Raw genomic sequence first — 24,947 nt, forward strand, 5'->3', positions numbered from 1 at the left:
AGATATGGATTATGGCAAATACGATAGCCAGTGAATTGCGGTACGACGGTCGTGTCGCGATCATCACCGGCGCCGGCAACGGCTTGGGACGGGCACACGCTTTGTTGCTGGGGGCGCGTGGCGCCAACGTGGTGGTGAATGACCTGGGCGGCGACGTCCATGGCGGCGGCAAGTCCAGTGCGGCTGCCGATCAGGTGGTCGCAGAGATCAAGGCGGCTGGCGGTATCGCGGTTGCCAACTACGATTCGGTGGAAGACGGCGCCCGGATCGTGCAGACTGCCCTCGATCATTTTGGCGGCATCGATATCGTGATCAACAATGCCGGCATCTTGCGCGACAGCAGTTTCGCCAAGATGACCGCGGACGACTGGGATCTGATCTACCGGGTCCACGTACTCGGCGCTTTCCGCGTCACCCATGCGGCGTGGCCGCATATGCGCAACAAAGGCTTCGGCCGCATCGTCATGACCACCTCGGCCGCCGGGATCTATGGCAATTTCGGTCAAGCCAACTACAGCATGGCGAAGATGGGTTTGATCGGCATGGCGAATACGCTGGCGATTGAAGGCGCCGCCAAAAACGTGCTGGTCAATACGATTGCACCGTTGGCCGGTTCGCGTATTTCGGAAACGGTGATGCCGCCGCAAATGCTGGAAGCGCTTAAGCCTGAGTATGTCGCACCGCTGGCGGCGTATCTATGCCACGAAAGCTGCAAGGAGAACGGCAGTTTGTTCGAGGTCGGCGCCGGTTTCCACGCCAAGCTGCGCTGGCAGCGTACGCAAGGCCATCATTTCCAGGGACAGGCTTTCGGGCCCGAGGAGGTGGCAGAGAAATGGCAAGAAATTGGTGATTTCGATGGCGTCACCTATCCCAAGAGCATAGGCGAGTCGTTGATGTCTATCGTGCAGGGTGCCGGTTCGCCATTCGGTCAGGGCAAGCCTTGATTCATAATGGCTAATCCGCTTTTGTCCGGTATCCGGGTGCTTGATCTGACCCGTTTGCTGCCTGGCCCCTTTTGCAGCTTTTACCTGGCGCAACTGGGAGCCGAGGTCATCAAGCTGGAAGAACCGCAGGGCGGTGATTACGCGCGCATGCTGGCGCCGGAATTATTCACCCTGCTCAATCGCGGCAAACAATCGGTCACCTTGGATTTGCGGCAGCCGGAGGCCGTCGCGGTTCTAAAAAAAATGGCAGCCCGGGCCGACGTCCTGATCGAATCATTCCGGCCCGGCGTGATGGATAAGCTAGGATGCGGTTATCAAGACTTGAAGCTGGTCAACCCGTGCCTGGTCTATGCAGCGTTGACTGGTTATGGGCAGACCGGCCCTTATAAAGACCGGGCCGGGCATGACATGAATTATTGCGCCTATGCCGGCTTGCTGGATCAAACCGGCGCTGCCGACGGCGCGCCGGTGCTGTCGAATTTCCAAAGCGCGGACCTGGCCGGCGGCGCCTTGACCTGCGCGCTCGGCATTCTGGCCGCAGTGATAGGTGCGCGTGCCTCGGGGCAGGGCGCCATGGTTGACGTCGGCATGCTTGACGGAACGCTGGCGCTACAGACATTATCACTGGCCACCATCCGCACGCTGGGCGAGAGCAGGGCGCGCGGCGACGACATGTTGAGCGGTGGCCTGGCTAATTACAGCATCTACGCTTGCGCCGATGGGAAGCATGTCGCAATGGCGGCATTGGAACCCAAATTCTTCCTCAATTTCTGTAACGCGGTTGGCCGCCCCGACCTGGCCGTCATGCCATTGGCGCCGGGGCCGGCAGGCGCAACCTTGAGGGCTGCCCTGGGCGAATTGTTCAAGACCCGCTCGCGCGATGCATGGGAATTGCTGCTGGCGGACCGTGACTGCTGCGTGTCGGGCATTTATACGCCGCAAGAGGCGCTGGACAATCCGCAAGTCAAGGCGCGCGGCCTGATCCGGATGGAAGATGGTAAGCCTTTATCGGATTTGCCGATCAAGTTCAGCGAACCACTTGGCGCCAGCAGCAGCGGCGACTGCCCGGCATTGGGAGCGGATACCTTGAACGTGCTGGCAGCGCTGGGATTGGATGAAGCCGCCTTGGCGGCATTATCCGCCAGTGGCGCGATTTAAAGGTGTGATTTAGAACAGATTTTTTAAATATTTAAATAACCAAAGGAAATGAAATGACAGTCAACGACATCATCAAACTCATGCCATCAGCCTTGAATACCGTCGCGACGGCGGACATGAAAAGCAGTATTCAATTCGATATCACCAACCCGATGTACCTGCTGATCGATCATGGAAAGTGCTCCGCGCATGAGGGCGTGCTCGATACCGCAGACGTAGTCCTGACGATGGCGGATGAAGATTTGAAGGCATTGCTCAAAGGGGAGCTAAACGGCGCCATGGCGTTCATGAGCGGTAAGTTGAAACTGAAAGGCGACATGATGCTCGCCCAGCGTATTCCTACCTTGTTTGATGCCAGCAAGATTGCCTGAGTAGTCTTAGTTAGCTGAGTGAACTGCGGCTCTTCATCTGCATCGATGAAGAGCCCCGTCATGTCATTCGAAGTGTTTGCCTTGCTCCGCCATTTTCACCAATATTGCGGCCGGTGCGAAATAGCTGCCGAATTGCGCTGAAAGCTGATTCGCCCGTTTTACAAAGTTGGCGACGCCATAGGCATTGATGTATTGCAGTGCGCCACCTTGGAACGGTGCAAAGCCCCAGCCGAAGATGCTGCCGATATTGGTGTCGGCGACAGTCAGCACCACCTTTTCCTCATAGCATTTGGCCGCTTCATTGGCTTGTACAAACATCATGCGTTCGATCAAATCCTTTTGCGGCAACTGCGTGGCGGCGAGTGGGAAGGCCTGCTGCAAACCGGGCCACAGATGTTTGCTTTCATTCTCGGGGTAATCATAAAACCCTTTGCCGGCTTTCTTTCCTTTACGGTCTAGCTGCTTCACCATTTTTTCCAGACCTGGATCGGCAGGATGGCCGGCAAAAGGCTTGCCTGCTTCCGCGAAATCCTTGCGGGTCTGTTCCAGGATGTGGAACGACAAGGACAGGCTGACTTCATCATGCACCGCCAGCGGGCCAACCGGCATGCCGGCCTGCAAGCCGGCCATTTCGATCGCGCGCGGATGCTGGCCTTCCATCAGCAGTTTCAACCCTTCCATCACGTAAGTGCCAAATACCCGCGAGGTATAAAAGCCGCGCGAGTCGTTGACCACGATCGGGGTTTTCTTGATCTGCTGCACATAGTCGAAACCACGCGCCAGCGTTTGCTGGCTGGTATGCTGGCCGACGATGATTTCAACCAGCGGCATCTTGTCTACCGGCGAAAAGAAATGCAGGCCGATGAAATTTTCCGGCCGCACACTGGCTTGCGCCAGGCCGGTGATCGGCAAGGTTGAGGTATTCGACGCAAACACCGCGTCTGCGCTGATCAGCGCCTCGGTTTTCCGGGTTACCTCTGCCTTGACTTGACGATCTTCAAAGACGGCTTCGATTATCAGATCGCAGCTTGCCAGGTCGTTGAAATCCACGGTCGGCTTGATACGGTTCAATAAAGTTTCCTTGCCTTCGGCAGTTTGCTGCTTGCGCCGGATCGCCTTGTCCAGCAGTTTGCTGGAATAATCTTTGCCGCTTTCCGCGGTTGCCATGCTGTTATCCAACAGCACCACTTCTATGCCTGCCTTGGCCGAGGCGTAGGCAATGCCGGCGCCCATCATCCCTGCGCCAAGTATCCCGACCTTACGGACTTTGGACGGAGCAATGCCTTCCGGGCGCGACTTGCCCTTGTTGATGGCGTTGAGCTGGAACCACAGCGTACCGATCATGTTCTTCGCGACCGGCGACAAGGCGCAGTTGACGAAGTAGCGCGATTCGATTTCGCAGCCGGTATCGAAATCGACAATGCCGCCTTCAAACACGCAGCTCATGATGTTGGTCGCCGCCGGATAGTTGCCGTAGGTCTTGGCGCTTGCCATTGATGGCGCGATGGCCCACAGCTGGCCATTGCCAGGGCTTCTTGAGTCGCCACCCGGCCAACGGAATTTCTTGTCGTCCCAAGGTTGTTTTGCCTTGGGATTGGCCAGGCACCAGGCTTTGGCTTTTGCCAACAGATCTTCTCTATCGTTAGCCAGCTCCTGCACGATGCCTTGTTGCAGCGCTTCTTCGGCGCGTAGCTCCTTGCCCTCCAGCATCAGCTGCAATGCGTTTTGGATGCCGATCATGCGTGGCAAGCGTTGCGTGCCGCCGCCTCCTGGCAGCAGGCCGAGTTTGACTTCAGGCAGGCCGAATTTGGCTTTCGGATTGTTGATGGCGATGCGGTAATGGCAGGCCAATGCCAGCTCCAGTCCACCGCCCAGCGCGGTGCCGTTGAGTGCGGCTACTACCGGCCGGCCGCAAAGTTCCAGGCTACGCAGGAAACCTTTGAATTCCTGCACCATATCGAAGGCGGCTTGCGCTTCGGTGATTTGAAACAGTTTTTCAATGTCGGCGCCGGCGACGAAATCCGCCTTGCCCGAGGTGACGATGACGCCGGTGATGGCCGGATCTGCTTCAATACTGGCAATCGCCTCCATGAAAGGTTTGGTCAACGCCTCGTTCAAGACATTCATCGAACGTCCAGGCATGTCGAGGGTCAGTGTGACGATATTGTCCGCATCTTTTTGGAAATTTACACTCATGATCTGGCTCTCGTTAAATTCGTTCGATGATGGTGGCGATACCCATGCCGCCGCCGACGCACAGCGAGATCAAGGCTGTCGCCTTGCCGCTGCGTTCCAGCTCGTCGAGCGCGGTGCCGAGAATCATGGCGCCGGTTGCACCCAGCGGATGGCCCATGGCGATGGAGCCGCCGTTGACATTGACCCGGTTCGGGTCGATATCGAGATCGCGGACGGCGCGCATGACTACCGCGGCAAACGCTTCATTGATTTCAAACAGATCGATGTCCTTGGCCGCCATCTTGGCCTTGGCCAGCGCTTTGCGCGCGGCCGGGGCGATGCCGGTCAGCATGATGGTCGGCTCCGAGCCGGTGACCGCAGTGGCGACGATCCTGGCACGTGGCTTCAATCCCAGTGTCTGGCCGATCTCTTTGCTGCCGACCAGCACCAGTGCGGCGCCATCGACGATGCCGGAAGAATTACCGGCATGATGGACATGGTTGATCTTTTCGACAGTGGTGTATTTACGCAGCGCCGTCGCATCGAAACCCATCTGGCCGATTTGTTCGAAGGCAGGATTCAAGGCCGCCAGGTTCTCTATCGTGGTTTGGGCGCGGATGTATTCGTCATGGTCCAGTATCACCATGCCGTTCAGATCCTTGACCGCAATCAGGGATTTATTGAAACGTCCTTCGGCGCGGGCGCGTGCAGCTTTCTGTTGCGATTGCAGCGCAAAATTATCGACATCGCTGCGCGAGAAATTTTCCAGCGTCGCGATCAGGTCGGCGCCTATGCCTTGCGGCGCAAAGCTTGTGATCTGGTTGACGCGCGGATCCATGAACCAGGCGCCGCCGTCCGAGCCCATGGCCCAGCGCGACATGCTTTCAACGCCGCCAGCCACCACCAGCTGCTCCTGGCCTGACATGACTTTCATCGCCGCCAGGTTGACAGACTCCAGGCCCGAGGCGCAAAACCGCGATTGCGTCACACCCGGCACCGACTGGTCCCAGCCCGCATACAGCACGGCGGTGCGGGCAATGTCCGCGCCTTGTTCACCGACCGGCGTCACGCAGCCGAGCACCACGTCATCGACCTGCGAGGTATCAAGGCGGTTGCGTTGTTCCAGCGCTTGCAGCAGCTGGGCCAGCAGATTGACCGGCGTAACCTGGTGCAGGCTGCCGTCTTTCTTGCCCTTGCCGCGCGGGGTCCGTACGGAATCGAAAATATAGGCTTCAGTCATAGCGTCTCCGGCTTGTATGTTCTGGTAATTGAAATTACACTTTGTTAAATATCTGATGCATGCTGATTTCCTACTGTAGTAAAAGCAATGGCCAGCGTCAATTGGTAACTCACTCTAAACCTGCATGCTGAATTGCGTGCAGCAAGGATGTAATATAAATTACACATATAACATAAACACAATAAAACCCATGTCATCGGAAAAACAGAAAATCGTGCTGGACCGCGCGTTGCTCAAACCTCTGATCCGAGAGAAGATCGAGAACGCAGTGTTGGATTTGTTTTCAGAGCGCGAATTCCATAGCGTCAGTTTCGGCGAGATCGCCAGCGCCGCCAGCGTCTCCTTGCAGACAATTTATAAATACTACGGCAGCAAGGAAGCGCTGTTGTTCGCCTGTCTCGAAACCTGGCTGGGTACGCTGGCTTCGCGCATGCTCGATCACTTGCAAGGCATCGAAAGCTGCCAGGATAAATTGCGCAAGGTGTTCTGGGTCGTGCTCGATTTTTTCGACCGTAATCCGAAAGTAAGCCAGCTCATCATGAGTTCGCTGCAGATCAGCGCATGGGGACGCGACCGCACCTTCCGGCAACCGGAAATGATGGAAGTATTGATGAAGACCTTGACCGATGGCCGCGCCCAAGGTGTGTTGACCGATGAGGTGGATGAGAAAATCCTGCTGGATTATTTCATCGGCATCCTGGAACGGCTGGTGCATATGCATACGATGCGCGGCGAAAGGGAACCGCTTGCGCTGCAGGCGAATGCACTGTTCAAGATGTTGTGGCGGGCGATCGCCAGGCCGGAGCAGGTTTAAGGGAGCCTCGAAAAATCCCCGTTACGTCATTCTCGCGAACGCGGGAATCTATTTTAAATCAGTAAATTGGATTCACCGCCTTGGCGCCCGCGTTCGCGGGGATGACGGAGTTTTTAAAGGTCATCTTAAGCAAATCCAGTTCGCGGACAAAAAAAATAGCGCCGGCAGTAAAGCTGGCGCTATTTTTACATGTGACGTCGATAATTTTTTAATTCTTATCGACCGTAACAAATTTGTCTTAAGCGAAATTCTTCGACGCAAATTCCCAATTCGCCAATGCCCAGAATGCTTCCAGGTATTTTGGACGGGCATTGCGGTAGTCGATGTAGTAAGCATGTTCCCATACGTCGACTGTGATCAAAGGCTTGGCATCGGTGGTCAGCGGTGTAGCTGCGTTGGAAGTCGATACCAGGCCGAGCGAACCGTCAGCATTCTTTACCAGCCACGCCCAGCCGGAACCGAAAGTGCCGACCGCGGTCTTGGTCAGTTCTTCCTTGAATTTGTCGAACGAACCCCACTTGGCGTTGATCGCATCTGCCAATGCGCCGGTTGGTGCGCCGCCGCCTTGTGGCGACAGGCTGTTCCAGTAGAAAGTGTGGTTCCAGACTTGTGCTGCATTGTTGAAAATGCCGCCGGCAGATTTTTTGACGATCTCTTCCAGTGATGCGTTTTCGAATTCTGTGCCAGGAACCAGATTGTTCAGGTTGGTCACATAGGTCTGGTGATGTTTGCCGTAGTGAAATTCCAGGGTTTCCTTGGAGATGTGCGGAGCCAATGCGTCCAGAGCGTACGGCAGGGGCGGGAGTGTATGTGTGTGTGCCATATTGTGTCCTATAGTTTTATTGGGATTACAAAGAAGCTGTTGCCACTACATCTAGTGAAAATGAACAGTTTCCAGGGAACGGCTATTGTAAAGCGCTTATCTGATCCATGCAGCATGCTTGCGAATTCTTCTTGCCCTTACTTATTTATATGATTATTACTAATCAGTCTTAATCCAGCGTGGCCTGCACGCTGTCGATGCCGACCTTGGCGCTGCCTTCAGCCAATTGTACCGTCACCACATGGCGCGGCTGCAACGCCTGCGGCGTACGGATCACATGACCCTTGGCATCCGAGATGATGGCGTAGCCACGCTCCAGCGTGCGTTGCGGATTAAGTAGTTCCAACTGCGCATTCAGTGCCGCCAGCGCCTGGCGGCCATGCCGGCTTTGTGCCGCCATCGCGCCGCCAAGGCGACGGCTTTGTTCCAGCAATGCGTTACGTGGCGCCACGGTGCTGGGGACCTGGGACGCAAGGCGCGTGCGCAGATTGAGCAGCGCGTAACGCGACTGGGTTAGCGGGATGCGCGTGGCGTGCAGCAGCCTGGCTTGCAGGCTTTGCAGCTTGAGTCGCTCATGGGCGATGGTGGTTGCCGGGCTGGTCAAGCGACGGCTCAGCCAGTCCAGGGTTTGGCTGGCTTCGCCGAGCTGGCGCCGCAAGGCGCGCGTCAGGTCATCGGCATGCGTCTCCAGCGTTGCCAGCCAGTCGCCACGCGGCACGGTTGCCAGTTCGGCGGCGGCAGTGGGGGTGGCGGCGCGCAAGTCGGCGGCAAAATCGGCAATCGTGAAATCGGTTTCGTGGCCGACGCCGGAAATCACTGGCATTGGCGCCGCAACGATGGCGCGCGCTACCGCTTCGTCGTTGAACGACCACAGGTCTTCGATACTGCCGCCGCCGCGGCACACCAGCAACAGTTCGCATTCGGCGCGCGCGGCGGCGGTATTGATGGCGCGCGCGATCTTTTCTGCTGCGCCGTCGCCTTGCACCGGCGTTGGATACAGGATTACACGTACGTGCGGCGCGCGGCGCGCCAGTGCGCTCAAGATGTCGCGCAGCGCCGCCGCCTGCAGGCTGGTGACGATGCCGATACAGCGCGCGAATTGCGGCAGCGGCCGTTTGCGGGCCGGATCGAATAAGCCTTCCGCATTCAGTTTTTCTTTCAGGCGCAGGAACGCTTCATACAGATTGCCGACCCCGGCGCGCCGGATCGCTTCGACGTTGAGCTGGTAGTCGCCACGCGCTGCATACAGCGTTACCAGCGCCCGCACTTCAACCTTGTCGCCGTCGCGCGGGGTGAAGCCGGCATGCTGGGCACGGCCCTTGAACATCACGCCACGCACTTGCGCCGCGTCGTCCTTCAGCGTGAAGTACCAGTGGCCAGAGGCGTAGCTTTTGAAATTCGATATCTCGCCCGAGACCCAGGCCAGCGGAAAGCTGCGTTCCAGCATGCGCGCAACGGCTTGATTCAAGGCGGAGACAGTCAGTACTGGCGGTCCGCTGGAATGGTTGTCGGTGGTGCTGGAAAAATTCATACGGGCTTTCAGGGAGTCTTTATTTGCGTGTGCTTATATACGTGTGCTTATTTACGTGTGCTCATTCGCAGGTGATTCGGCGGAGCCTTGACATTGTAAAGCACGGTCGCTGAACATCAATGGAAAAGCGAAACAAATCAAGGGCTTGCCCGGATTGCAGTGTGCTTGCGCACAAGCTTATCCACATAATCTGTGGGTAACTCTGGTGTTGCGCGGGTTTGTGGATATCCGCAGGCCGGGTCATGATAAAACGACCATGAAAGATGAGAAAAATCGCCGTCACTATCCGCAATATGCGGTTTCAGGCGCATTTGAAGCGATTCGCAACAGTAGCGAAAAGGTGTTTCCAATCAAGGACTTCGTGTGATTCAAGTGTGCTTGTACACAAAGTTATCCCCAAAATCTGTGGAGAACTTTTGCCTCGTGTCGTCGGCAACGCCTGCACGTTTTTGATGCAGCACGAAAAAATCCTTTGAAATCATGGACTTCACGACTGAGTTAAGTACTTGTCCACAATCTTGTTCACATAATATGTGTGGAACTCGGTGTCTCATTGGTACGCAGTGAAATCAATCGTAAAAAATTTCCATGCCGCAATGCTACTCACGCTTGCTCACAAGCCTTCAACAAGTTACATTCTGCATCCATGCTGATGAACCCCTCATCTGCATTTGTCGAATTTGTCGATATTGAATGCGATTTCACCAAGGAGTTTCTTTTGTTTGCCATTATTCAAGCTGCGGGCTGGCCGATCTGGTTTTTGTTAATTGCCTCCGTCATTGCCACCGCATTGATTATCGAACGTCTGGTTTACCTGCGCCGGCCGCGCATTTTGCCGCCGCAGTTATTGCAAGAAGTGATACGGGTTTATCACAACGGCAAGATCAATACTGAAGTGCTGACCAACCTGGAAACCAATTCGCCGTTGGGACGCGTACTGGCTGCCGGCCTGCGCAATGTCGATGCGCCGCGCGACCTGATGAAAGAGTCGATCGAAGAAGCCGGCCAGGCCACCGCACATGAACTGGAACGTTTCCTGACCACGCTCGGCACCATTGCGTCGCTGGCGCCGTTGATGGGTTTGTTCGGCACCGTGGTCGGCATGATCGAAATTTTTGGCGCAACCAATGGCGCCGGCGCCGATCCTGCACAACTGGGCCATGGCATTTCGGTCTCCCTGTACAACACCGGTTTCGGCCTGGCGATTGCCATGCCTGCATTGATTTTCTATCGCCATTTCCGGGCGCTGGTGGATAGCTTCGTCGTGGATATGGAGCAGCAGGCGGTGAAATTTGTCGATACTGTTCACGGCGCGCGTAAATAATGAATTTTCGTAAAGGCAAGGGTCGCGAAGACCCCGAAATCAACCTGATTCCGTTTATCGATGTGCTGCTGGTGATCGTGATTTTCCTGATGGTCACCACCAGCTACAGTAAGTTTACTGCGCTGCAAATTACCTTGCCGACTGCCGATGCCGACAAGGCCATGGTGCGGCCGCTGGAAATCAACGTGGCGGTCAATCCGCAGGGCCAGTACGCAGTCAACAACGTGCAGGTGTCGTCGAAAGATGCAGCGTCATTGGCGCTCGACCTGAAGAATGCTGCGCAGGCTGGCAGCGAGTCTGGCCAGCAGAAGGGAAACCCGAGCGACCCGGTAGTGATCATCAACGCCGACGCCATGGCGACCCACCAGACCGTGATCAATGTGCTGGAAGCCGCGCGCCTGGCCGGTTTCGACAAGATCACGTTTGCTGCGCAGACTAGTGGCCACAAATAAATCTTCGCTTGAATCGACGCTGAGCGCCGCCTGGCAGCGGCGCGGTTTGCTGGCCTGCCTGTTATGGCCGTTGTCGCTCTTGTTCGGACTGGTGGCGGCGCTGCGGCGTCGCCTGTATGCCGCCGGCTGGCAAGCCAGCATACGCTTACCGGTGCCGGTGATCGTGGTCGGCAATATTTTTGTCGGCGGCACCGGCAAGACGCCGTTGACGATCTGGCTGGTGCAAGCGTTGCGGGAAGCTGGCTATGTGCCCGGCGTGATCTCGCGCGGTTATGCTGCGCAGTCCGGCGCCGGACAGCCCGCTCTGCGCCATGTGAGCGCAACATCGCTGGCCGCCGAAGTGGGCGACGAACCTTTGCTGATTGCCGGCCGCGCGCAATGTCCTGTAGTGGTGGGCCGCGACCGGGTAGCCGCCGCCGAGGCATTGTTGCAAGCGCACCCCGAGGTCAACCTGATTCTGTCAGACGACGGTTTGCAACATTATCGTCTGCAACGCGATATCGAAATCGTGCTGTTCGATGCGCGCGGTGTCGGCAACGGCTGGCTGCTGCCGGCCGGACCCTTGCGTGAACCACCATCGCGCCGGCGTGATTTTACCGTGGTGAATGCGGCAACCATTCCAGCTTCGATGCCGGCTTCGACTGTCCGCATGCAACTGGTTGGCGAGCAAGCGGTGCAGCTTGGCGATGCGAGCCGGGTGAGGGCGCTGGCCAGCCTGCAGGATCCGGCACTGCGGATTACCGCCGCTGCCGGCATCGGCAATCCGCAACGGTTTTTTTCGATGCTGACGGCGGCTGGGTTGGTCTTTGAAGCGCTGGCGTTGCCCGATCATCATGATTTTTCCGACAACCCGTTTGCGGCGCTGCAGGCAGAGCTCATCCTGATTACGGAAAAGGATGCAGTAAAATGTCGGCAAATAGAAACGATCAGGAACGATCCGAGGATCTGGGTCGTCCCGGTAACGGCGCAGATCGACGCCGCGCTGGCTCATCAAATACATCATCAAATACATCGAATTCAGGAGAAACTCCGTGGACACCCAACTGCTTGACATCCTGGTCTGCCCGATCTGCAAAGGGCCGCTGCATTACGATAAGAAAGCCCAGGAATTGATTTGCAACGCCGACAAGCTGGCCTATCCGATCCGCGACGGCATCCCTATCATGTGGGCCGATCAGGCGCGTGACCTGACCAGTCCGGCCGGGCCGGACGCAACCGCAACGCCAGCAGCATAGGCTGTGCATATTGTGAATCCGACCAAACCTTTCATCGTCATCATTCCGGCGCGGCTGGCGTCAACTCGCCTGCCGAACAAGCCGCTGGCCGATATCGGCGGCAAACCGATGATCGTGCGCACCGCCGAGCGCGCTGCGCAATCGGGAGCGGCACAGGTGATCGTAGCCACCGATCATGCGGAAATCCTGGCGGTGTGCGCCAAGCATGGCATCGCCGCGCGGCTGACACGCGCCGATCATCCGTCCGGCACCGACCGCATCGCCGAAGTGGCGGCAGCGTTGGGACTGGCCGCCGATGCGGTGGTGGTCAACGTGCAAGGCGATGAACCCATGATCGATCCGGCGCTGATCGCAGCTACTGCGGCGCAGATCACCGGCGACGTGCCGATGGCGACCGCGGCGCATGCGATAGATTCCGCGGCTGACGCCTTCAATCCGAATGTGGTCAAGGTGGTCTTGAACCAGGCCGGGCGCGCCTTGTATTTTTCACGGGCGACAATTCCCTGGCACAGGGATGGTTTCGCACAGTCGCGAGAAGATTTGCCGGCCGCCTACTTGCCGTTGCGGCATATCGGCCTGTATGCATACAGCAATGGCTTTTTGCAAACCTATCCGACGCTGACGGTGTCGCCGCTGGAGCAGATCGAAGCGCTGGAACAATTGCGGGTGCTTTGGCATGGCTACCCGATTGCGGTGCATATCGCACCGGCGGCGCCCGCGGTAGGCGTCGATACGCCGGAAGATCTGGAACGGGTGCGGCGTTTTTTTAGTACAGAATAATGTGGCGAAGTTGCACGCAAATGCCGGGAAATTATCGTTGAACCAACAGAAATAGTGCTTCGGGCTGGCTGTTTGGTAAAATTGTATGGTAAGTTTCATGCAAAGATAGCGTGATATAAATAAAGTTATATGCAAAATCACATGCAGAATTAATTGCAAAATAATATCGGGAGACGGTGCAGCACACTGCGCGCCATCGCCACAATCAATTCAAACTCACCTTAGGAATTAACATGCGCCTCATCCTTTTAGGAGCGCCTGGTGCCGGTAAAGGCACGCAAGCGACTTTCATTAAAGAGAAATTCAACATCCCGCAGATTTCCACCGGCGATATGTTGCGCGCAGCAGTCAAGGCTGGCACTCCGCTCGGCATCGAGGCCAAGAAGGTAATGGACGCAGGCGGCCTGGTATCGGACGACATCATCATCGGCCTGGTCAAAGACCGGCTGAAACAGGCGGATTGCGCCAACGGCTATCTGTTCGACGGTTTTCCACGCACCATTCCGCAGGCAGACGCCATGAAGGACGCCGGCGTGATGATCGATTACGTACTGGAAATCGACGTTCCCGACAGCGCCATTGTCGAACGCATGAGCGGCCGGCGCGTGCATTTGTCGTCGGGCCGTACTTATCATGCCAAGTACAATCCGCCAAAAGTGGAAGGCAAGGACGACATCACCGGTGAAGACCTGATCCAGCGCGACGATGACAAGGAAGAAACCGTCAAGAAGCGTCTGTCGGTGTATCACGAGCAGACGGAAGTGCTGGTCAATTACTACGGCGACTGGGCCAAGGCCGGCTTGCCAGGCGCGCCCAAGTATTGCAAGATCGCCGGCGTCGGTCCGGTTGAGCAGATACGCGATAGCGCATTTGCGGCGCTGGAAGCATAAGAAGCATAAAAAAAAGCGGACCTCGGTCCGCTTTTTCTTTTGATCATTAAGTTAATTACATAGGTTAATTACTTTAGAATTCATCAAGGGAAACAACTAAACAACAGCGCAGCAAAGCAGCAAACCAGCCCGGGTACTTCTCCAAAAATAAAAAGGGCAGCGAAAAGAAATGCATTACGCAGTATTGGCCGGCAATCCACCCATTTGGGAGCCATGGATGCAGACCCTAGTGTAGTTGTCTTACTTTGTCGTGAAGCCGTACCAAAAAAACTGGAGGAGTAAACATGGCATCAAGTCTATGGTTTGCCGTCGCTTGCGGCATCATTGCCGTCATCTATGGGCTAGTCTCCCGCAGCTGGATATTGAAGCAGGACCCCGGGAACGCACGCATGCAGGAAATTGCTGCCGCGATCCAGCAAGGGGCTGCTGCCTACCTGGCGCGCCAGTACCGCACCATTGCCATGGTTGGCGTGGTGCTGTTCATTGTTATCGCGATACTGCCTGGACTTGGTTTGATCACCGCCGCCGGCTTCCTGATCGGCGCCGTGCTGTCGGGGGCTTGCGGCTTCATCGGCATGAATGTCTCGGTGCGCGCCAATGTGCGTACGGCGCAGGCTGCGACCAAAGGCATGGGGCCGGCGCTTGACGTCGCTTTCCGCGGCGGGGCGATCACCGGCATGCTGGTAGTCGGGCTGGGTCTGCTGGGCGTGACCTTGTTCTTTTTGTGGCTGCTGGCGTTTTCCGTTCCTGTCGGGCATTCGGTAGTGTCGCTGCACGATATCATCCGGCCTTTGATCGGACTGGCTTTCGGCGCTTCCCTGATTTCCATTTTCGCGCGTCTCGGCGGCGGCATCTTTACCAAGGGGGCCGATGTCGGCGCCGATCTGGTAGGTAAAGTGGAAGCCGGCATTCCCGAGGACGATCCGCGCAATCCCGCAGTGATCGCCGATAACGTCGGCGACAACGTCGGCGATTGCGCCGGCATGGCGGCTGACCTGTTTGAAACCTACGTGGTGACCTTGATCGCTACCATGTTGTTAGGTTCTTTGCTGATCCATGGCGCTGAACTGCAAGCGGTGTTGTATCCGCTGGCCTTGGGCGGAGTATCGATCCTGGCCTCTATCGTCGGCTGCTCCATGGTCAAGGCCAAGCCTGGCAAGAAAATCATGTCGGCGCTGTATACCGGACTGTGGTGGGCCGCGATCCTGAGCCTGCTCGGGTTTGTGGTGGTCACCTGGCTGATCCTGCCGGAGCCGATGCGGGTGCCGATGATGGGTTCAGCCCTGATCGGCATCATCCTGACCGGCTTGATGGTGTATATCACCGAGTACTACACCGGCACCGATTTCAAACCGGTACGCCACATCGCAGAAGCCTCTACCACCGGCCATGGCACCAATATCATCGCCGGCCTGGGCGTTTCCATGAAATCGACCGCGTATCCGGTGCTGGCAGTATGCGTCGCCATCCTGGCTTCCTACTGGCTGGGCGGCCTGTACGGCATCGCGATTGCCGCTACCGCCATGCTGTCGATGGCTGGCATCATTGTCGCGCTGGATGCCTACGGCCCGATTACCGATAACGCCGGCGGCATTGCCGAGATGTCGGGTTTGCCTGATTCGGTGCGCGCAATTACCGATCCGCTGGACGCAGTCGGCAACACCACCAAGGCGGTCACCAAGGGCTACGCCATCGGCTCGGCCGGTTTGGCGGCGTTGGTCCTGTTTGCCGATTACACCCACGCGCTGGATTCGGTAGGCAAAAGCACGGTATTCGATTTGTCCAACCCGCTGGTGATCGTCGGCTTGTTCATCGGTGGCCTGATTCCTTACCTGTTCGGCGCCATGGCGATGGAAGCGGTTGGCCGCGCAGCGGGTGCGGTGGTGGTCGAAGTGCGGCGCCAGTTCCGCGACATCAAAGGCATCATGGATGGCACCGGCAAGCCGGAGTACGACAAGGCGGTCGACATGCTGACTTCTTCGGCCATCAAGGAAATGATCATCCCGTCGCTGTTGCCGGTAGTGGTGCCGATTCTGGTCGGCCTGATATTGGGACCGGCGGCGCTGGGCGGCTTATTGATGGGGACCATCGTGACCGGCTTGTTCGTCGCCATCTCGATGACCACCGGCGGCGGCGCCTGGGACAACGCCAAGAAATATATCGAGGATGGCAATCACGGCGGCAAAGGTTCGGAAGCGCATAAGGCTGCGGTTACCGGTGATACCGTTGGCGATCCTTACAAGGATACCGCCGGCCCGGCGGTCAACCCGCTGATCAAGATCATCAATATCGTGGCCTTGTTGCTAGTGCCGTTGCTGCCGGCTTCGGGCATGCAACAGGCAACAGGACAGGAAATCTTGCTGATGCCGGTACCGGTAACAACATCGGCAACTGCGGCAGCAACTGCGGCGGCGTCTGCAGAAGCCACTGCCAATGCAAGCACGAGCGCTGCCGGCACTGCCGCAGCGGCCTCGTCGCCCGCAGCCATCGTCTATTTTGAATCGGGCAAGGTCGAAGCTCCGGCGGATACCGCCGAAAAATTGGCGGCCATTGCGGATGCGGCCAAAGCCAGGGCCGATGCGAAAGTGGTGGTCAGCGGCTTCCACGACACCACCGGCGATCCGGCTAAAAACGAGGAAATTTCCAAGGAACGCGCCAAAAGCGTGAAAGCGATCCTGCTGATCGCCGGCGTAGCCGAAGACGCCATCGTGCTGGAGAAACCGCAGGTGACCACCGGCAGCGGCGATAACGCACAGGCGCGGCGGGTTGAAGTCAGCGTTCGCTAACCGTCAGTCGGGGTAACGCAACTGATACGGCGAAGTAGCAGGTGCAAGACGCATGCATTTGCTACTTCGTTTTGCGAAAGTATTAAGCCAACTCCACCACAAATTTCTTCTCCCTGTTACTCTTCATAGTCATGGAGACAAAACAGAAAACAGGCCTCATATTGACCGGCGGTGGTGCGCGCGCGGCTTACCAGGTTGGCGTGATGGATGCAGTAGCATCCATTTTGCGTGAGCAGGGCTGGCCGCCCGAGCAAAATCCCTTCGACATCATTTGCGGTACTTCCGCAGGCGCCATCAACGCGACGGCGCTGGCTTGCCGGGTCGAGAATTTCAGTCTCGGCGTGCAAAAGCTGATGGATGTCTGGGAGCACTTCACGGTGGAGCAGGTATATCGCGCCGATTCCCTGAGTGTGCTGCGTTCCGGCGCACGTTGGTTGTCCCTGCTGTCCTTTGGCTGGCTGCTGCGCAAATGGCATGCGAACCCGCCCAACTCCCTGCTCGACAATACGCCGCTGATCACCTTGCTGCACCGCTTGCTGGATCTTGAGAAGCTTGATGCAGCGCTGGCCAACGGCAGCTTGCAGGCGCTGGCGATTACAGCTTCCTCCTATAGCGGTGGCCAGCACATTACCTTTTACCAGAGTGCTATCGAAATCCAGGGCTGGACCCGCAGCCAGCGGCGGGCGGTCCGGGATCAGATCGGCGTCGGTCATTTGCTGGCCTCGTCGGCGATTCCTTTCATCTTTCCGGCGATCCCGATTTACTGCGATGGCCGTCGCGAATTTTTCGGCGACGGTTCGATGCGCCAGCTGGCGCCGATTTCGCCGGCGATTCACCTTGGCGCCAGCAAAGTGATGGTGGTAGGCGCCGGGCGTCGCAAGGAGGCGCCGACCGATGCTCCCATGCTCGCCCGTTATCCCAGCCTGGCGCAAATTGCCAGCCATGCCTTGTCCAGTATCTTCCTGGATGGACTGGCGGTGGATATCGAACGTCTGGAGCGTATCAACCACACACTGTCTTTCTTGACGGAGGAGCAACGCCAGCTCACACCGCTGAAGCCGGTGGAAATGCTGATTATTTCGCCTTCGGAACAAATTGATGATATTGCCCCTAAGCATTTTTCAAGCCTGCCTCTGCCGATCCGCACCTTGCTCGGTGGCTTGGGTGCGACCGATATGCACGGCGGCGGCCTCGCGTCTTATCTGTTATTCGAATCCGGCTATACGCGCGAGCTGATTCGCATGGGGCAGAAAGATACGCTGGCACGGCGCGACGAGGTGGCCGATTTTTTTGGCCCCAGCCCGGTTTCCGCCTTTGGGGAAGAGGGGCAGAACTTGTGATTGGGTAATGTTGTCAAATCAGGTTGTCAAATTGGATTGCCAAATAATATTGTCAAATAATATTGTCAAATAATATTGTCAAATAATATTGTCAAATATTGCAACACTAGAAGCCGGGGCAAGGATACGGGTTGATTCGTTTTCATCAACACGTTACCCTACGGTATCAGAACCATAAAATATTAAATTTATGAAAAGCCAGGCAACCCGGCATCATTTCCTTGGTCTAAGTTCCGATTTCGCCGCCGCCATGCTGCGTAACGGGATGCTGTTGCTGCTTGGTTTGCTGCTGTCATTTCAGGTTTTCGCCCGAGAATCGTTGCAGCAGGACGTGATTTCGGTAAATCAATTGCCGCAGGAAGCGCAGGCGACATTGACGTTAATTAAGCAAGGCGGGCCGTTTCCGTATGCCAAAGATGGTTTGACATTTGGCAATTATGAAGGGATGCTGCCCAAGCAACGGCGTGGGTATTATCACGAATTTACGGTAAAGACCCCGTATGCCCGCAATCGTGGCGCACGCCGGATCATTGCTGGCGGTAATCCCCAGACTTCTGGCGAATATTATTATACTGATAATCATTATCAAACTTTCAGACGCATTCAGGAGTGACTGAAGCGAGCGAATGACATACACATAACAACAGCAATCCATCATCATTGCTCTAGCTGAGGGAAAAATGAGTTTGTTTAAAACCGTACCGCCAAATGTTGTGCAGTCCATCCGCGCCTTCCGTGTGACCGATCTGCAGGCGGAGGCCAATCGACTCGGGCAACATTTCCTGTATGCTTATTGCGCAGAGGCAACGACTAAACAACAAGTGCTGGCGAATATCGCCCACGCCTTCCATTTTCCCAAGCACTTTGGCAAGAATTTCGATGCACTGGCCGATTGCCTGACTGATCTTGCCCACAAATCCGGCCCGCAGCCAGGTTTCATCGTGGTCATTGAACAATTGCCGAATACGCCCAAGTTCGATAAAGAAGCACGGGAAACCTTGCTCGACGTATTCCGCGACAGCGCGGATTTCTGGGCTGACAAGAAAGTAGCGTTCCGCGTTTTTTACTCATTCCAATAGCAACAGCGGCAATGTCGGCTTACCTGGCAGGGCGGGCAAGCTGGCTTAACTGTTTTAACTGTTTTAACTGTTTTAATTGCTTCAACTTTTTTTTTGTTGTAAAGCGAGCCGCTTTCTCGTCTGTTTCCGGTTCTTTCCGGCAAAACCACGCGATATTGTCTGCAATTTTGATAATTAGCCACCCTGTTTGCTCAAAAACAGCAGTGCAACGGGTACAATGCGCGCCATGAGAAGCATTGTTATCCTGATTTCCGGGCGTGGCAGCAACATGCAAGCCATCGTCCGCGCCGCTCAAACCGAACAATGGTCTGCCAGAATCGCCGCGATCATCAGCAGCAAGGCCGACGCCGAAGGTTTGAAATTTGCTGCTGCTCAAGGTATTCCCACGGCAGTAGTAGCGAATAAAGACTATCCTGATCGTGCACAGTTCGACGCCGCCTTACGCATCGCGATCGATGGTTTTTCCCCTGATCTGGTCGTGCTGGCGGGTTTCATGCGTATTTTGACAGCGCCGTTCGTAGAGCATTATGCCGGCCGCATGTTGAATATCCATCCCTCGTTGCTGCCGAGTTTTCCGGGAATGGCGACCCACAGGCAGGCATTGGAAGCCGGCGTCAAGGTACATGGCGCCACCGTCCATTTCGTCACGGCGAAGCTGGACCACGGCCCGATCGTAGCGCAGGCCACGGTGCCGGTGCTGGAAAACGATACCGAACAGTCGCTAGAGCAGCGAGTGCTGATTGAAGAGCATCAACTATATCCACGTGCAGTGCGCTGGTTTGTCGAAGATCGATTGAGTATCGAAGACGGCCGAGTGCGTAACAGTGCATGACATTGCAACTTCGCGCGAACGCTATTTCGATCGTTTGCTCTGGCTAGCCCGAGAGCACGATCCCCAGTTTAAAAGAATTTTATGAAAGATTTACTATGAGATTGCCTCCCGCGATCATTGGCCACACCGAAGAAGTCCTGCGCGAAATCCTACGTTTTACCGGCCCGGCCGACGGCACTTTGTCGCGCTACTTCCGTGATCATCCGAAGCTGGGTTCGCGTGAACGCGGCGTGGTGGCTGAAGCGGTATATGGCTTGTTGCGTAACAAAGCCATCTACACCAGCTTTGCCGAATCCGGCAACGGCCCGACCATGCGCCGCATGACCTTGCTGGGCCTGGCCGATGCGGTCAGCATCGAATCCCTGGGCGGCTTGTCGGAAGAAGAAACCGAGTGGCTGAAACGGGTTGCCGAGATCAACCGCGACCTGATGCCGCCGCTGATGCGTTCCAACCTGCCGCAATGGCTGTTCGACAAGCTGGTGGCGCGTGACGGTGAAGCCGCCACCCTGGAACTGGCGCATGCCATGAATCAGCCGGCGCCGCTGGATCTGCGCGTGAATTCGCTCAAGGCCAATCGCGACGAAGTCGTCACCACTTTGGCTGAAGCGCCGATCTTGTGCGTGCCGACGCCTTATGCACCGCTTGGTTTGCGCGTCATCAAGAAGCCGACCTTGCAAAACCTGCCGCTGTTCAAGAGCGGTGCGATCGAAGTGCAAGATGAAGGCAGCCAGCTGCTGGCGCAAATCGTCGGCGCCAAGCGCGGCGAGATGGTGGTCGATTTCTGTGCGGGCGCCGGCGGCAAGACGCTGGCCCTGGGCGCGACCATGCGCAATACCGGCCGCTTGTATGCCTTCGACGTTTCCGAGAAGCGCCTGGCAAAACTCAAGCCGCGTATGGCGCGCAGCGGTTTGTCGAATATTCATCCGGTATTGATCGCGCATGAGAATGACGGCAAGGTGAAGCGCCTGGCCGGCAAGATCGATCGCGTGCTGGTCGATGCGCCATGTAGCGGCCTCGGCACCTTGCGCCGTAATCCGGACGTCAAATGGCGGCAGACGCCGGAAGCGATTGCCGAAATGAATACCAAGCAAATCGCGATTCTTTCCAGCGCCGCGCGCCTGGTGAAATCCGGCGGCCGTCTGGTGTACGGTACTTGCAGTTTGCTGGACGAGGAAAACGAAGCGATTGCCGCGCAGTTCCTGGCCAGCCATGAAGATTTTTCGCTGGTGCCGATGAAGGACGTATTGGCCGAGCAGAAAATTGCGCTGGAGATGGACGACTATCTCAAATTGCTGCCGCACAAGCATCAGACCGACGGCTTCTTCGCCGCAGTGTTTGTGCGTAAATAATTTACGTAAATAATTTACGTAAATAAGCAAGCGGTTTGCCCACCTGACTGCCGGGACGTTACGCTGTATTCAAAACGATGCCAGATTTCATCAATGACCTGTTGAACGACTTGCTGAGCAACCTGCGGGCGCCGGGTTTGCTGGCGCAAGTCGGTTTGCTGGTGGCATGTATCGGCCTGGGCTGGTTGCTGGCCCGCCTGCTGCGCCGTACTTTCAACCTCAACCCCGCCCAGCCGCCGGCGATGCAGATCGGGCTGGTCAGCTTCGTCAAGGTCTTGACGCCCGTCATTACCTTGCTGTTGCTGGTGCTGGTCAAGCTGGCCCTGCAAAAATGGCATCAGCCGGTGAATGTCATGCGGCTGATGGTTCCGCTGGTAGCTTCGCTGGCGCTGATGCGTTTTGTGTTCTATGTCCTGCGCCGGATTTTTGCGCGCAATAGCGGCGTCGGCACTTTCCTCCTGTTGTTTGAAAAAAGCTTCGGCGCGCTGGTCTGGATCGGCTTGCTGCTCTATATCACCGGCTGGTGGCCGGATCTGTTCGGTTACCTGGATAGCACGGTGCTGCCGATCGGCCGCTATCAGGTTTCGCTGCTGGCAATCTTGCAAGCACTGATCTCGGTGCTGGTGACGCTGGTGATCGCATTGTGGGCCGGCGCTACGCTGGAAGAGCGCCTGATGCGGGTCAACACCATGCATTCCTCGATCCGCACCGTGGTAGCGCGCATGGCGCGTGCCTTCCTGATCCTGGTCGCGGTATTGGTCAGTTTGTCGCTGGTCGGCATCGATCTGACTGTGTTATCGGTCTTCGGCGGCGCACTGGGTGTGGCGCTGGGTCTTGGTTTACAGAAAATCGCCAGCAGTTATGTATCAGGCTTCGTGATTTTGCTGGAACGCAGCCTGGCGATCGGCGATATGGTCGGCGTCAGCACCTTTTATGGCAAGGTGGTCCAGATCAACAGCCGCTATACCGTGTTGCAAGGGCTGGACGGAATCGATACGGTGGTGCCGAATGAAATTTTCATGATCAATTCGGTGCAGAACTATTCGCTGACCAACCGGATCCTGCGTTTGTCGACACAGGTGATGATTGAACATCGGGATGATGTCGAAAGTGTATTGTTGTTGTTAGAGCAAGCAGTAGTCGAGGTTAACCGTGTTTCGCAGGAAACCTTGCCGCAAGCATTGCTTCTGAAGATAGGCCCGGATGGGCTAGAGCTAGAGGTCGGATTCTGGATCACGGATCCGGAGAACGGTCGCCTGAATGTGTTGTCTGATGTTAACCGGGCAATCTGGCGGGTGTTGCAAGCCCGTCAAATCAAGATTGCTCAGGTGAAACGAGATATCAAGATAGTGCAAGCCACGGCAGACGAAGATGGTGATAATGTGATGTTGCAAAATAGCAACTTCAAGGTCGATACACAACACGGTTTGCAATTAGATGGCCAACAAGATGCGCCAAAACCTCGAAAGAGCGAATAATAAGGGTACAATTGCACTCGAAATTCGGGTAACTGTTCGGTAACTACCCGTCAACGTGCTGGTATCTTACTCACATTTCACCCGTATCTCACCGTAAAGCAAGTAGTAGCATCATCTATACACATGGAGTACACATAGTGTTCAATGCAATTCTCGATTTCCTGTCGAATGGCGTAACAGGCGCAAGCGCCTGGCAAGTGGTCGTGTTCACGCTGGTCGTGACGCACATCACGATCGCTGCAGTGACTATTTTCCTGCATCGCGGCCAGGCCCATCGCGCCTTGGATCTGCACGCCATTCCAAGTCATTTTTTCCGTTTCTGGCTGTGGCTGACGACGGGCATGGTCACCAAGGAATGGGCAGCCATCCATCGCAAGCATCATGCAAAATGCGATACCGAGGAAGATCCGCATAGCCCGGTTACGCGCGGCATCAAGAAAGTATTCTGGGAAGGCGCGGAGCTGTATCGCGCAGAATCGAAGAACCTGGAAACCATGGAAAAATTCGGCCATGGCACACCGGACGACTGGATCGAAAGAAACGTCTATACCAAACGCAGCGCCTGGGGCATTGTGTTGATGCTGTTTGTCGACGTCATGCTGTTCGGCGTGGTCGGCCTCAGCGTCTGGGCTGTGCAAATGGTCTGGATTCCGATTACTGCTGCCGGCATCATCAACGGCATCGGCCACTATTGGGGCTATCGCAACTACGACTGTAACGATGCCGCTACCAACATCATCCCGTTCGGTATCATCATCGGCGGCGAAGAGCTGCACAACAACCACCACACATTCGGCACTTCGGCCAAATTGTCGTCGAAGTGGTATGAATTCGACATCGGCTGGATGTATATCCGGATTCTGGAAATCTGCGGTTTGGCCAAGGTCAAGAAAGTAGCTCCTGCACCGAAATTCAACCACGCCAAGCTGGTGCCGGATCTGGATACGCTGCAATCGGTGATCGCCAATCGTTACGACGTCATGGCAAAGTATGCAAAATCGTTGAAGAGCGCCTGGCACGAAGAACGCAGCCATTTGACCGACAAGGCCAAGCTGGGAGCGGGTTTCCTGAAGTCGTCGAAAAAATTGTTGCAACGTGAGCCGACCAAACTGGAAGCGCCGCAAAAGCAGCAGCTGACAGAGTTGTTCCTGCATAGCAAAGCGCTGCAAACCATGCACGAGATGCGGGTTGAGCTGGGCGCAATCTGGGAGCGTTCGCATTTCACGCGCGATCAGTTGCTGCATCAATTGCAGGACTGGTGCGCACGTGCCGAAGCTTCCGGTATCAAGTCGTTGCAGGATTTCTCGCTGCGTTTGCGTAGTTATTCCTGAACCAGGATGAATTCAAGAAAACGGCCCATGTAAATTGGGCCGTTTTTTTTGCCTGGCGAGTTGTTTCAAGATTTATTTAAAGGCTTTTCCGAATTCTTCCTGAATAGATTTGACGACGGCGCGTATGGCGGCCGAGCCTTTCAAGTCGGCATGCCAGACCAGCCATGCATCTCGCGACACCGGCTGCTGATCCGGTATCGCCGGAGCCAGGACTGGATCATCCTCCGCCATGAACGTTGGCAGCATTGCTACGCCACCGCCAGCACGCGCCAGTGCGTGCTGGATATCCAGAGTTGTCACCCGAAAGCCAAGGGATCCACCAGCCATTTGCCGGATAAGGGCAGCCTGCTGCGACGCGGCATCCATGCTCGCGACATAGCCAATGTAGGCCCAGTGTTCCGGTGGCGTCTGGTTGAGATATGCCGGGCTGGCATACAGGCGAAATGTAAGTTCTGCGAGCTTTACGACAATGAAATCACCTTCGGTGGGCCGGTTGAGGCGGATGGCTATGTCGGCTTCGCGCCGTTCCAGCGAGACCTGGCGTGTTTCGCCGAGAATGCAGATGTTGAGGCCGGGGTGTTGCTTGCGCAGGGCTACAAGTGGTCGCGCCAGCATCGCCGCAGCTAAGGCTGGCGGTGCGCTGATAGTGACATGCCCTGCAACTTCCGAACGTGCGCCATCGGCTGCGCGGTTAATCGCCTGCGCGTCTTTCTCCATATGCTCGACCAAAGCCGCAATGCGTTCGCCATCCGCCGTCAATGACAATCTGCGGCCACGTCGATCTACCAGTTTGAGATTTAATTCGGTTTCTAGCGCGGCAATGCGGCGCGCGATGGTCGCATGTTCGACATGGAGCTGTCGCGCTGCGCCGGATAAAGTGCCAGCCTGCGCCAGTGCAGCGAAATGCCGAAGATTTTCCCAGTCAGCCATTGTTAAAATTTGCACATAAGATGATAAATATTAGGGAATTTTCAAACAAAGCACAATCAATCAAAATAAGCCCAACTGTTAACAG

At 56.3% G+C, this 24,947-nt stretch carries 24 protein-coding genes; 18 read left to right on the forward strand and 6 right to left on the reverse strand.

The window, feature by feature from the left end:
• Positions 1-11 precede the first annotated feature (11 nt).
• The 3 genes from KHU29_RS15425 to KHU29_RS15435 are packed head-to-tail and all read left to right on the forward strand — an operon-like array spanning position 12 to position 2,473.
• Positions 12-944 carry an SDR family oxidoreductase gene (locus KHU29_RS15425; protein ID WP_211453658.1) on the forward strand — a complete coding sequence of 311 codons (933 nt, stop codon included), beginning with the start codon at positions 12-14 and terminating at the stop codon, positions 942-944.
• Positions 945-950: 6 nt separating this feature from the next.
• Positions 951-2,102, forward strand: coding sequence for a CaiB/BaiF CoA transferase family protein (locus tag KHU29_RS15430; RefSeq protein WP_211453659.1), 1,152 nt, complete (start codon positions 951-953; stop codon positions 2,100-2,102).
• A 53-nt stretch (positions 2,103-2,155) separates the two neighbouring features.
• Positions 2,156-2,473, forward strand: a complete 318-nt coding sequence (locus KHU29_RS15435) for an SCP2 sterol-binding domain-containing protein (protein WP_211453660.1) — start codon at positions 2,156-2,158, stop codon at positions 2,471-2,473.
• Positions 2,474-2,536: 63 nt separating this feature from the next.
• Here KHU29_RS15435 and KHU29_RS15440 read toward each other — a convergent pair whose 3' ends face one another.
• Together KHU29_RS15440 and KHU29_RS15445 are read right to left on the reverse strand one after the other, a co-directional pair.
• Positions 2,537-4,669: a 3-hydroxyacyl-CoA dehydrogenase NAD-binding domain-containing protein gene (locus KHU29_RS15440; protein ID WP_211453661.1), complete on the reverse strand. Its 2,133-nt coding sequence runs from the start codon at positions 4,667-4,669 to the stop codon at positions 2,537-2,539.
• A gap of 13 nt (positions 4,670-4,682) precedes the next feature.
• On the reverse strand, positions 4,683-5,888 hold the full coding sequence (locus KHU29_RS15445; RefSeq protein WP_211453662.1) for an acetyl-CoA C-acetyltransferase: 1,206 nt from the start codon (positions 5,886-5,888) through the stop codon (positions 4,683-4,685).
• Between the two features lie 190 nt (positions 5,889-6,078).
• Here KHU29_RS15445 and KHU29_RS15450 point away from each other — a divergent pair, with 190 nt between their 5' ends.
• Positions 6,079-6,702: a TetR/AcrR family transcriptional regulator gene (locus tag KHU29_RS15450; RefSeq protein WP_246542108.1), complete on the forward strand. Its 624-nt coding sequence runs from the start codon at positions 6,079-6,081 to the stop codon at positions 6,700-6,702.
• A 238-nt stretch (positions 6,703-6,940) separates the two neighbouring features.
• On the opposite strand, the gene sodB is transcribed toward KHU29_RS15450, so the two are convergent.
• Both sodB and xseA read right to left on the reverse strand, forming a co-directional pair.
• On the reverse strand, positions 6,941-7,525 hold the full coding sequence (gene sodB / locus KHU29_RS15455) for a superoxide dismutase (protein WP_211453663.1): 585 nt from the start codon (positions 7,523-7,525) through the stop codon (positions 6,941-6,943).
• 169 nt (positions 7,526-7,694) lie between these two features.
• Positions 7,695-9,056, reverse strand: coding sequence for an exodeoxyribonuclease VII large subunit (gene xseA, locus KHU29_RS15460; protein ID WP_211453664.1), 1,362 nt, complete (start codon positions 9,054-9,056; stop codon positions 7,695-7,697).
• Positions 9,057-9,774: 718 nt separating this feature from the next.
• On the opposite strand from xseA, the gene KHU29_RS15465 reads away from it, so the two are divergent.
• From KHU29_RS15465 to KHU29_RS15510, 10 genes are all read left to right on the forward strand, one after another.
• The gene (locus tag KHU29_RS15465) at positions 9,775-10,380 is read left to right on the forward strand and encodes a MotA/TolQ/ExbB proton channel family protein (RefSeq protein WP_092437628.1); all 606 of its coding nucleotides are present in this window, start codon (positions 9,775-9,777) and stop codon (positions 10,378-10,380) included.
• Complete coding sequence (locus KHU29_RS15470) at positions 10,380-10,832, forward strand: ExbD/TolR family protein (RefSeq protein WP_211453665.1); 453 nt, start codon at positions 10,380-10,382, stop codon at positions 10,830-10,832. Before KHU29_RS15465 ends, KHU29_RS15470 begins: the two co-directional genes overlap by 1 nt.
• A complete protein-coding gene (lpxK, locus tag KHU29_RS15475) occupies positions 10,819-11,883 on the forward strand; it encodes a tetraacyldisaccharide 4'-kinase (RefSeq protein WP_343216063.1) in 1,065 nt (354 codons plus the stop codon). Before KHU29_RS15470 ends, lpxK begins: the two co-directional genes overlap by 14 nt.
• Positions 11,864-12,067, forward strand: coding sequence for a Trm112 family protein (locus tag KHU29_RS15480; RefSeq protein ID WP_211453667.1), 204 nt, complete (start codon positions 11,864-11,866; stop codon positions 12,065-12,067). Before lpxK ends, KHU29_RS15480 begins: the two co-directional genes overlap by 20 nt.
• 3 nt (positions 12,068-12,070) lie before the next feature.
• Entirely contained in the window at positions 12,071-12,847 is a 777-nt protein-coding gene (gene kdsB / locus KHU29_RS15485; protein ID WP_425514480.1) for a 3-deoxy-manno-octulosonate cytidylyltransferase, read from the forward strand.
• Between the two features lie 233 nt (positions 12,848-13,080).
• Complete coding sequence (adk, locus tag KHU29_RS15490) at positions 13,081-13,737, forward strand: adenylate kinase (RefSeq protein WP_211453668.1); 657 nt, start codon at positions 13,081-13,083, stop codon at positions 13,735-13,737.
• A gap of 284 nt (positions 13,738-14,021) precedes the next feature.
• Entirely contained in the window at positions 14,022-16,523 is a 2,502-nt protein-coding gene (locus tag KHU29_RS15495; RefSeq protein ID WP_211453669.1) for a sodium-translocating pyrophosphatase, read from the forward strand.
• A gap of 131 nt (positions 16,524-16,654) precedes the next feature.
• Complete coding sequence (locus KHU29_RS15500; RefSeq protein WP_211453670.1) at positions 16,655-17,863, forward strand: patatin-like phospholipase family protein; 1,209 nt, start codon at positions 16,655-16,657, stop codon at positions 17,861-17,863.
• A gap of 190 nt (positions 17,864-18,053) precedes the next feature.
• A complete protein-coding gene (locus tag KHU29_RS15505) occupies positions 18,054-18,476 on the forward strand; it encodes a ribonuclease (protein WP_211453671.1) in 423 nt (140 codons plus the stop codon).
• 67 nt (positions 18,477-18,543) lie between these two features.
• Entirely contained in the window at positions 18,544-18,942 is a 399-nt protein-coding gene (locus tag KHU29_RS15510; RefSeq protein WP_061539345.1) for a barstar family protein, read from the forward strand.
• A 19-nt stretch (positions 18,943-18,961) separates the two neighbouring features.
• On the opposite strand, the gene KHU29_RS15515 is transcribed toward KHU29_RS15510, so the two are convergent.
• On the reverse strand, positions 18,962-19,216 hold the full coding sequence (locus KHU29_RS15515; protein WP_211453714.1) for a hypothetical protein: 255 nt from the start codon (positions 19,214-19,216) through the stop codon (positions 18,962-18,964).
• Here KHU29_RS15515 and purN point away from each other — a divergent pair.
• The 4 genes from purN (at position 19,160) to KHU29_RS15535 (ending at position 23,932) form a co-directional block, all read left to right on the forward strand.
• Positions 19,160-19,774 (forward strand): phosphoribosylglycinamide formyltransferase, encoded by a 615-nt coding sequence (gene purN / locus KHU29_RS15520; RefSeq protein WP_211453672.1) that lies wholly within the window; start codon positions 19,160-19,162, stop codon positions 19,772-19,774. The genes KHU29_RS15515 and purN overlap by 57 nt on opposite strands.
• Before the next feature lie 95 nt (positions 19,775-19,869).
• Complete coding sequence (locus KHU29_RS15525; RefSeq protein ID WP_211453673.1) at positions 19,870-21,123, forward strand: RsmB/NOP family class I SAM-dependent RNA methyltransferase; 1,254 nt, start codon at positions 19,870-19,872, stop codon at positions 21,121-21,123.
• Between the two features lie 77 nt (positions 21,124-21,200).
• Complete coding sequence (locus tag KHU29_RS15530) at positions 21,201-22,601, forward strand: mechanosensitive ion channel family protein (RefSeq protein ID WP_211453674.1); 1,401 nt, start codon at positions 21,201-21,203, stop codon at positions 22,599-22,601.
• A 137-nt stretch (positions 22,602-22,738) separates the two neighbouring features.
• Positions 22,739-23,932: a DesA family fatty acid desaturase gene (locus KHU29_RS15535; protein WP_425514481.1), complete on the forward strand. Its 1,194-nt coding sequence runs from the start codon at positions 22,739-22,741 to the stop codon at positions 23,930-23,932.
• A 72-nt stretch (positions 23,933-24,004) separates the two neighbouring features.
• On the opposite strand, the gene KHU29_RS15540 is transcribed toward KHU29_RS15535, so the two are convergent.
• Positions 24,005-24,862, reverse strand: coding sequence for a LysR family transcriptional regulator (locus tag KHU29_RS15540; RefSeq protein WP_211453675.1), 858 nt, complete (start codon positions 24,860-24,862; stop codon positions 24,005-24,007).
• Positions 24,863-24,947: the final 85 nt, after the last annotated feature.

Origin of the sequence: Collimonas antrihumi (assembly GCF_018304965.1) — a bacterium.
In the GTDB taxonomy this organism is placed as follows: domain Bacteria; phylum Pseudomonadota; class Gammaproteobacteria; order Burkholderiales; family Burkholderiaceae_D; genus Collimonas; species Collimonas antrihumi.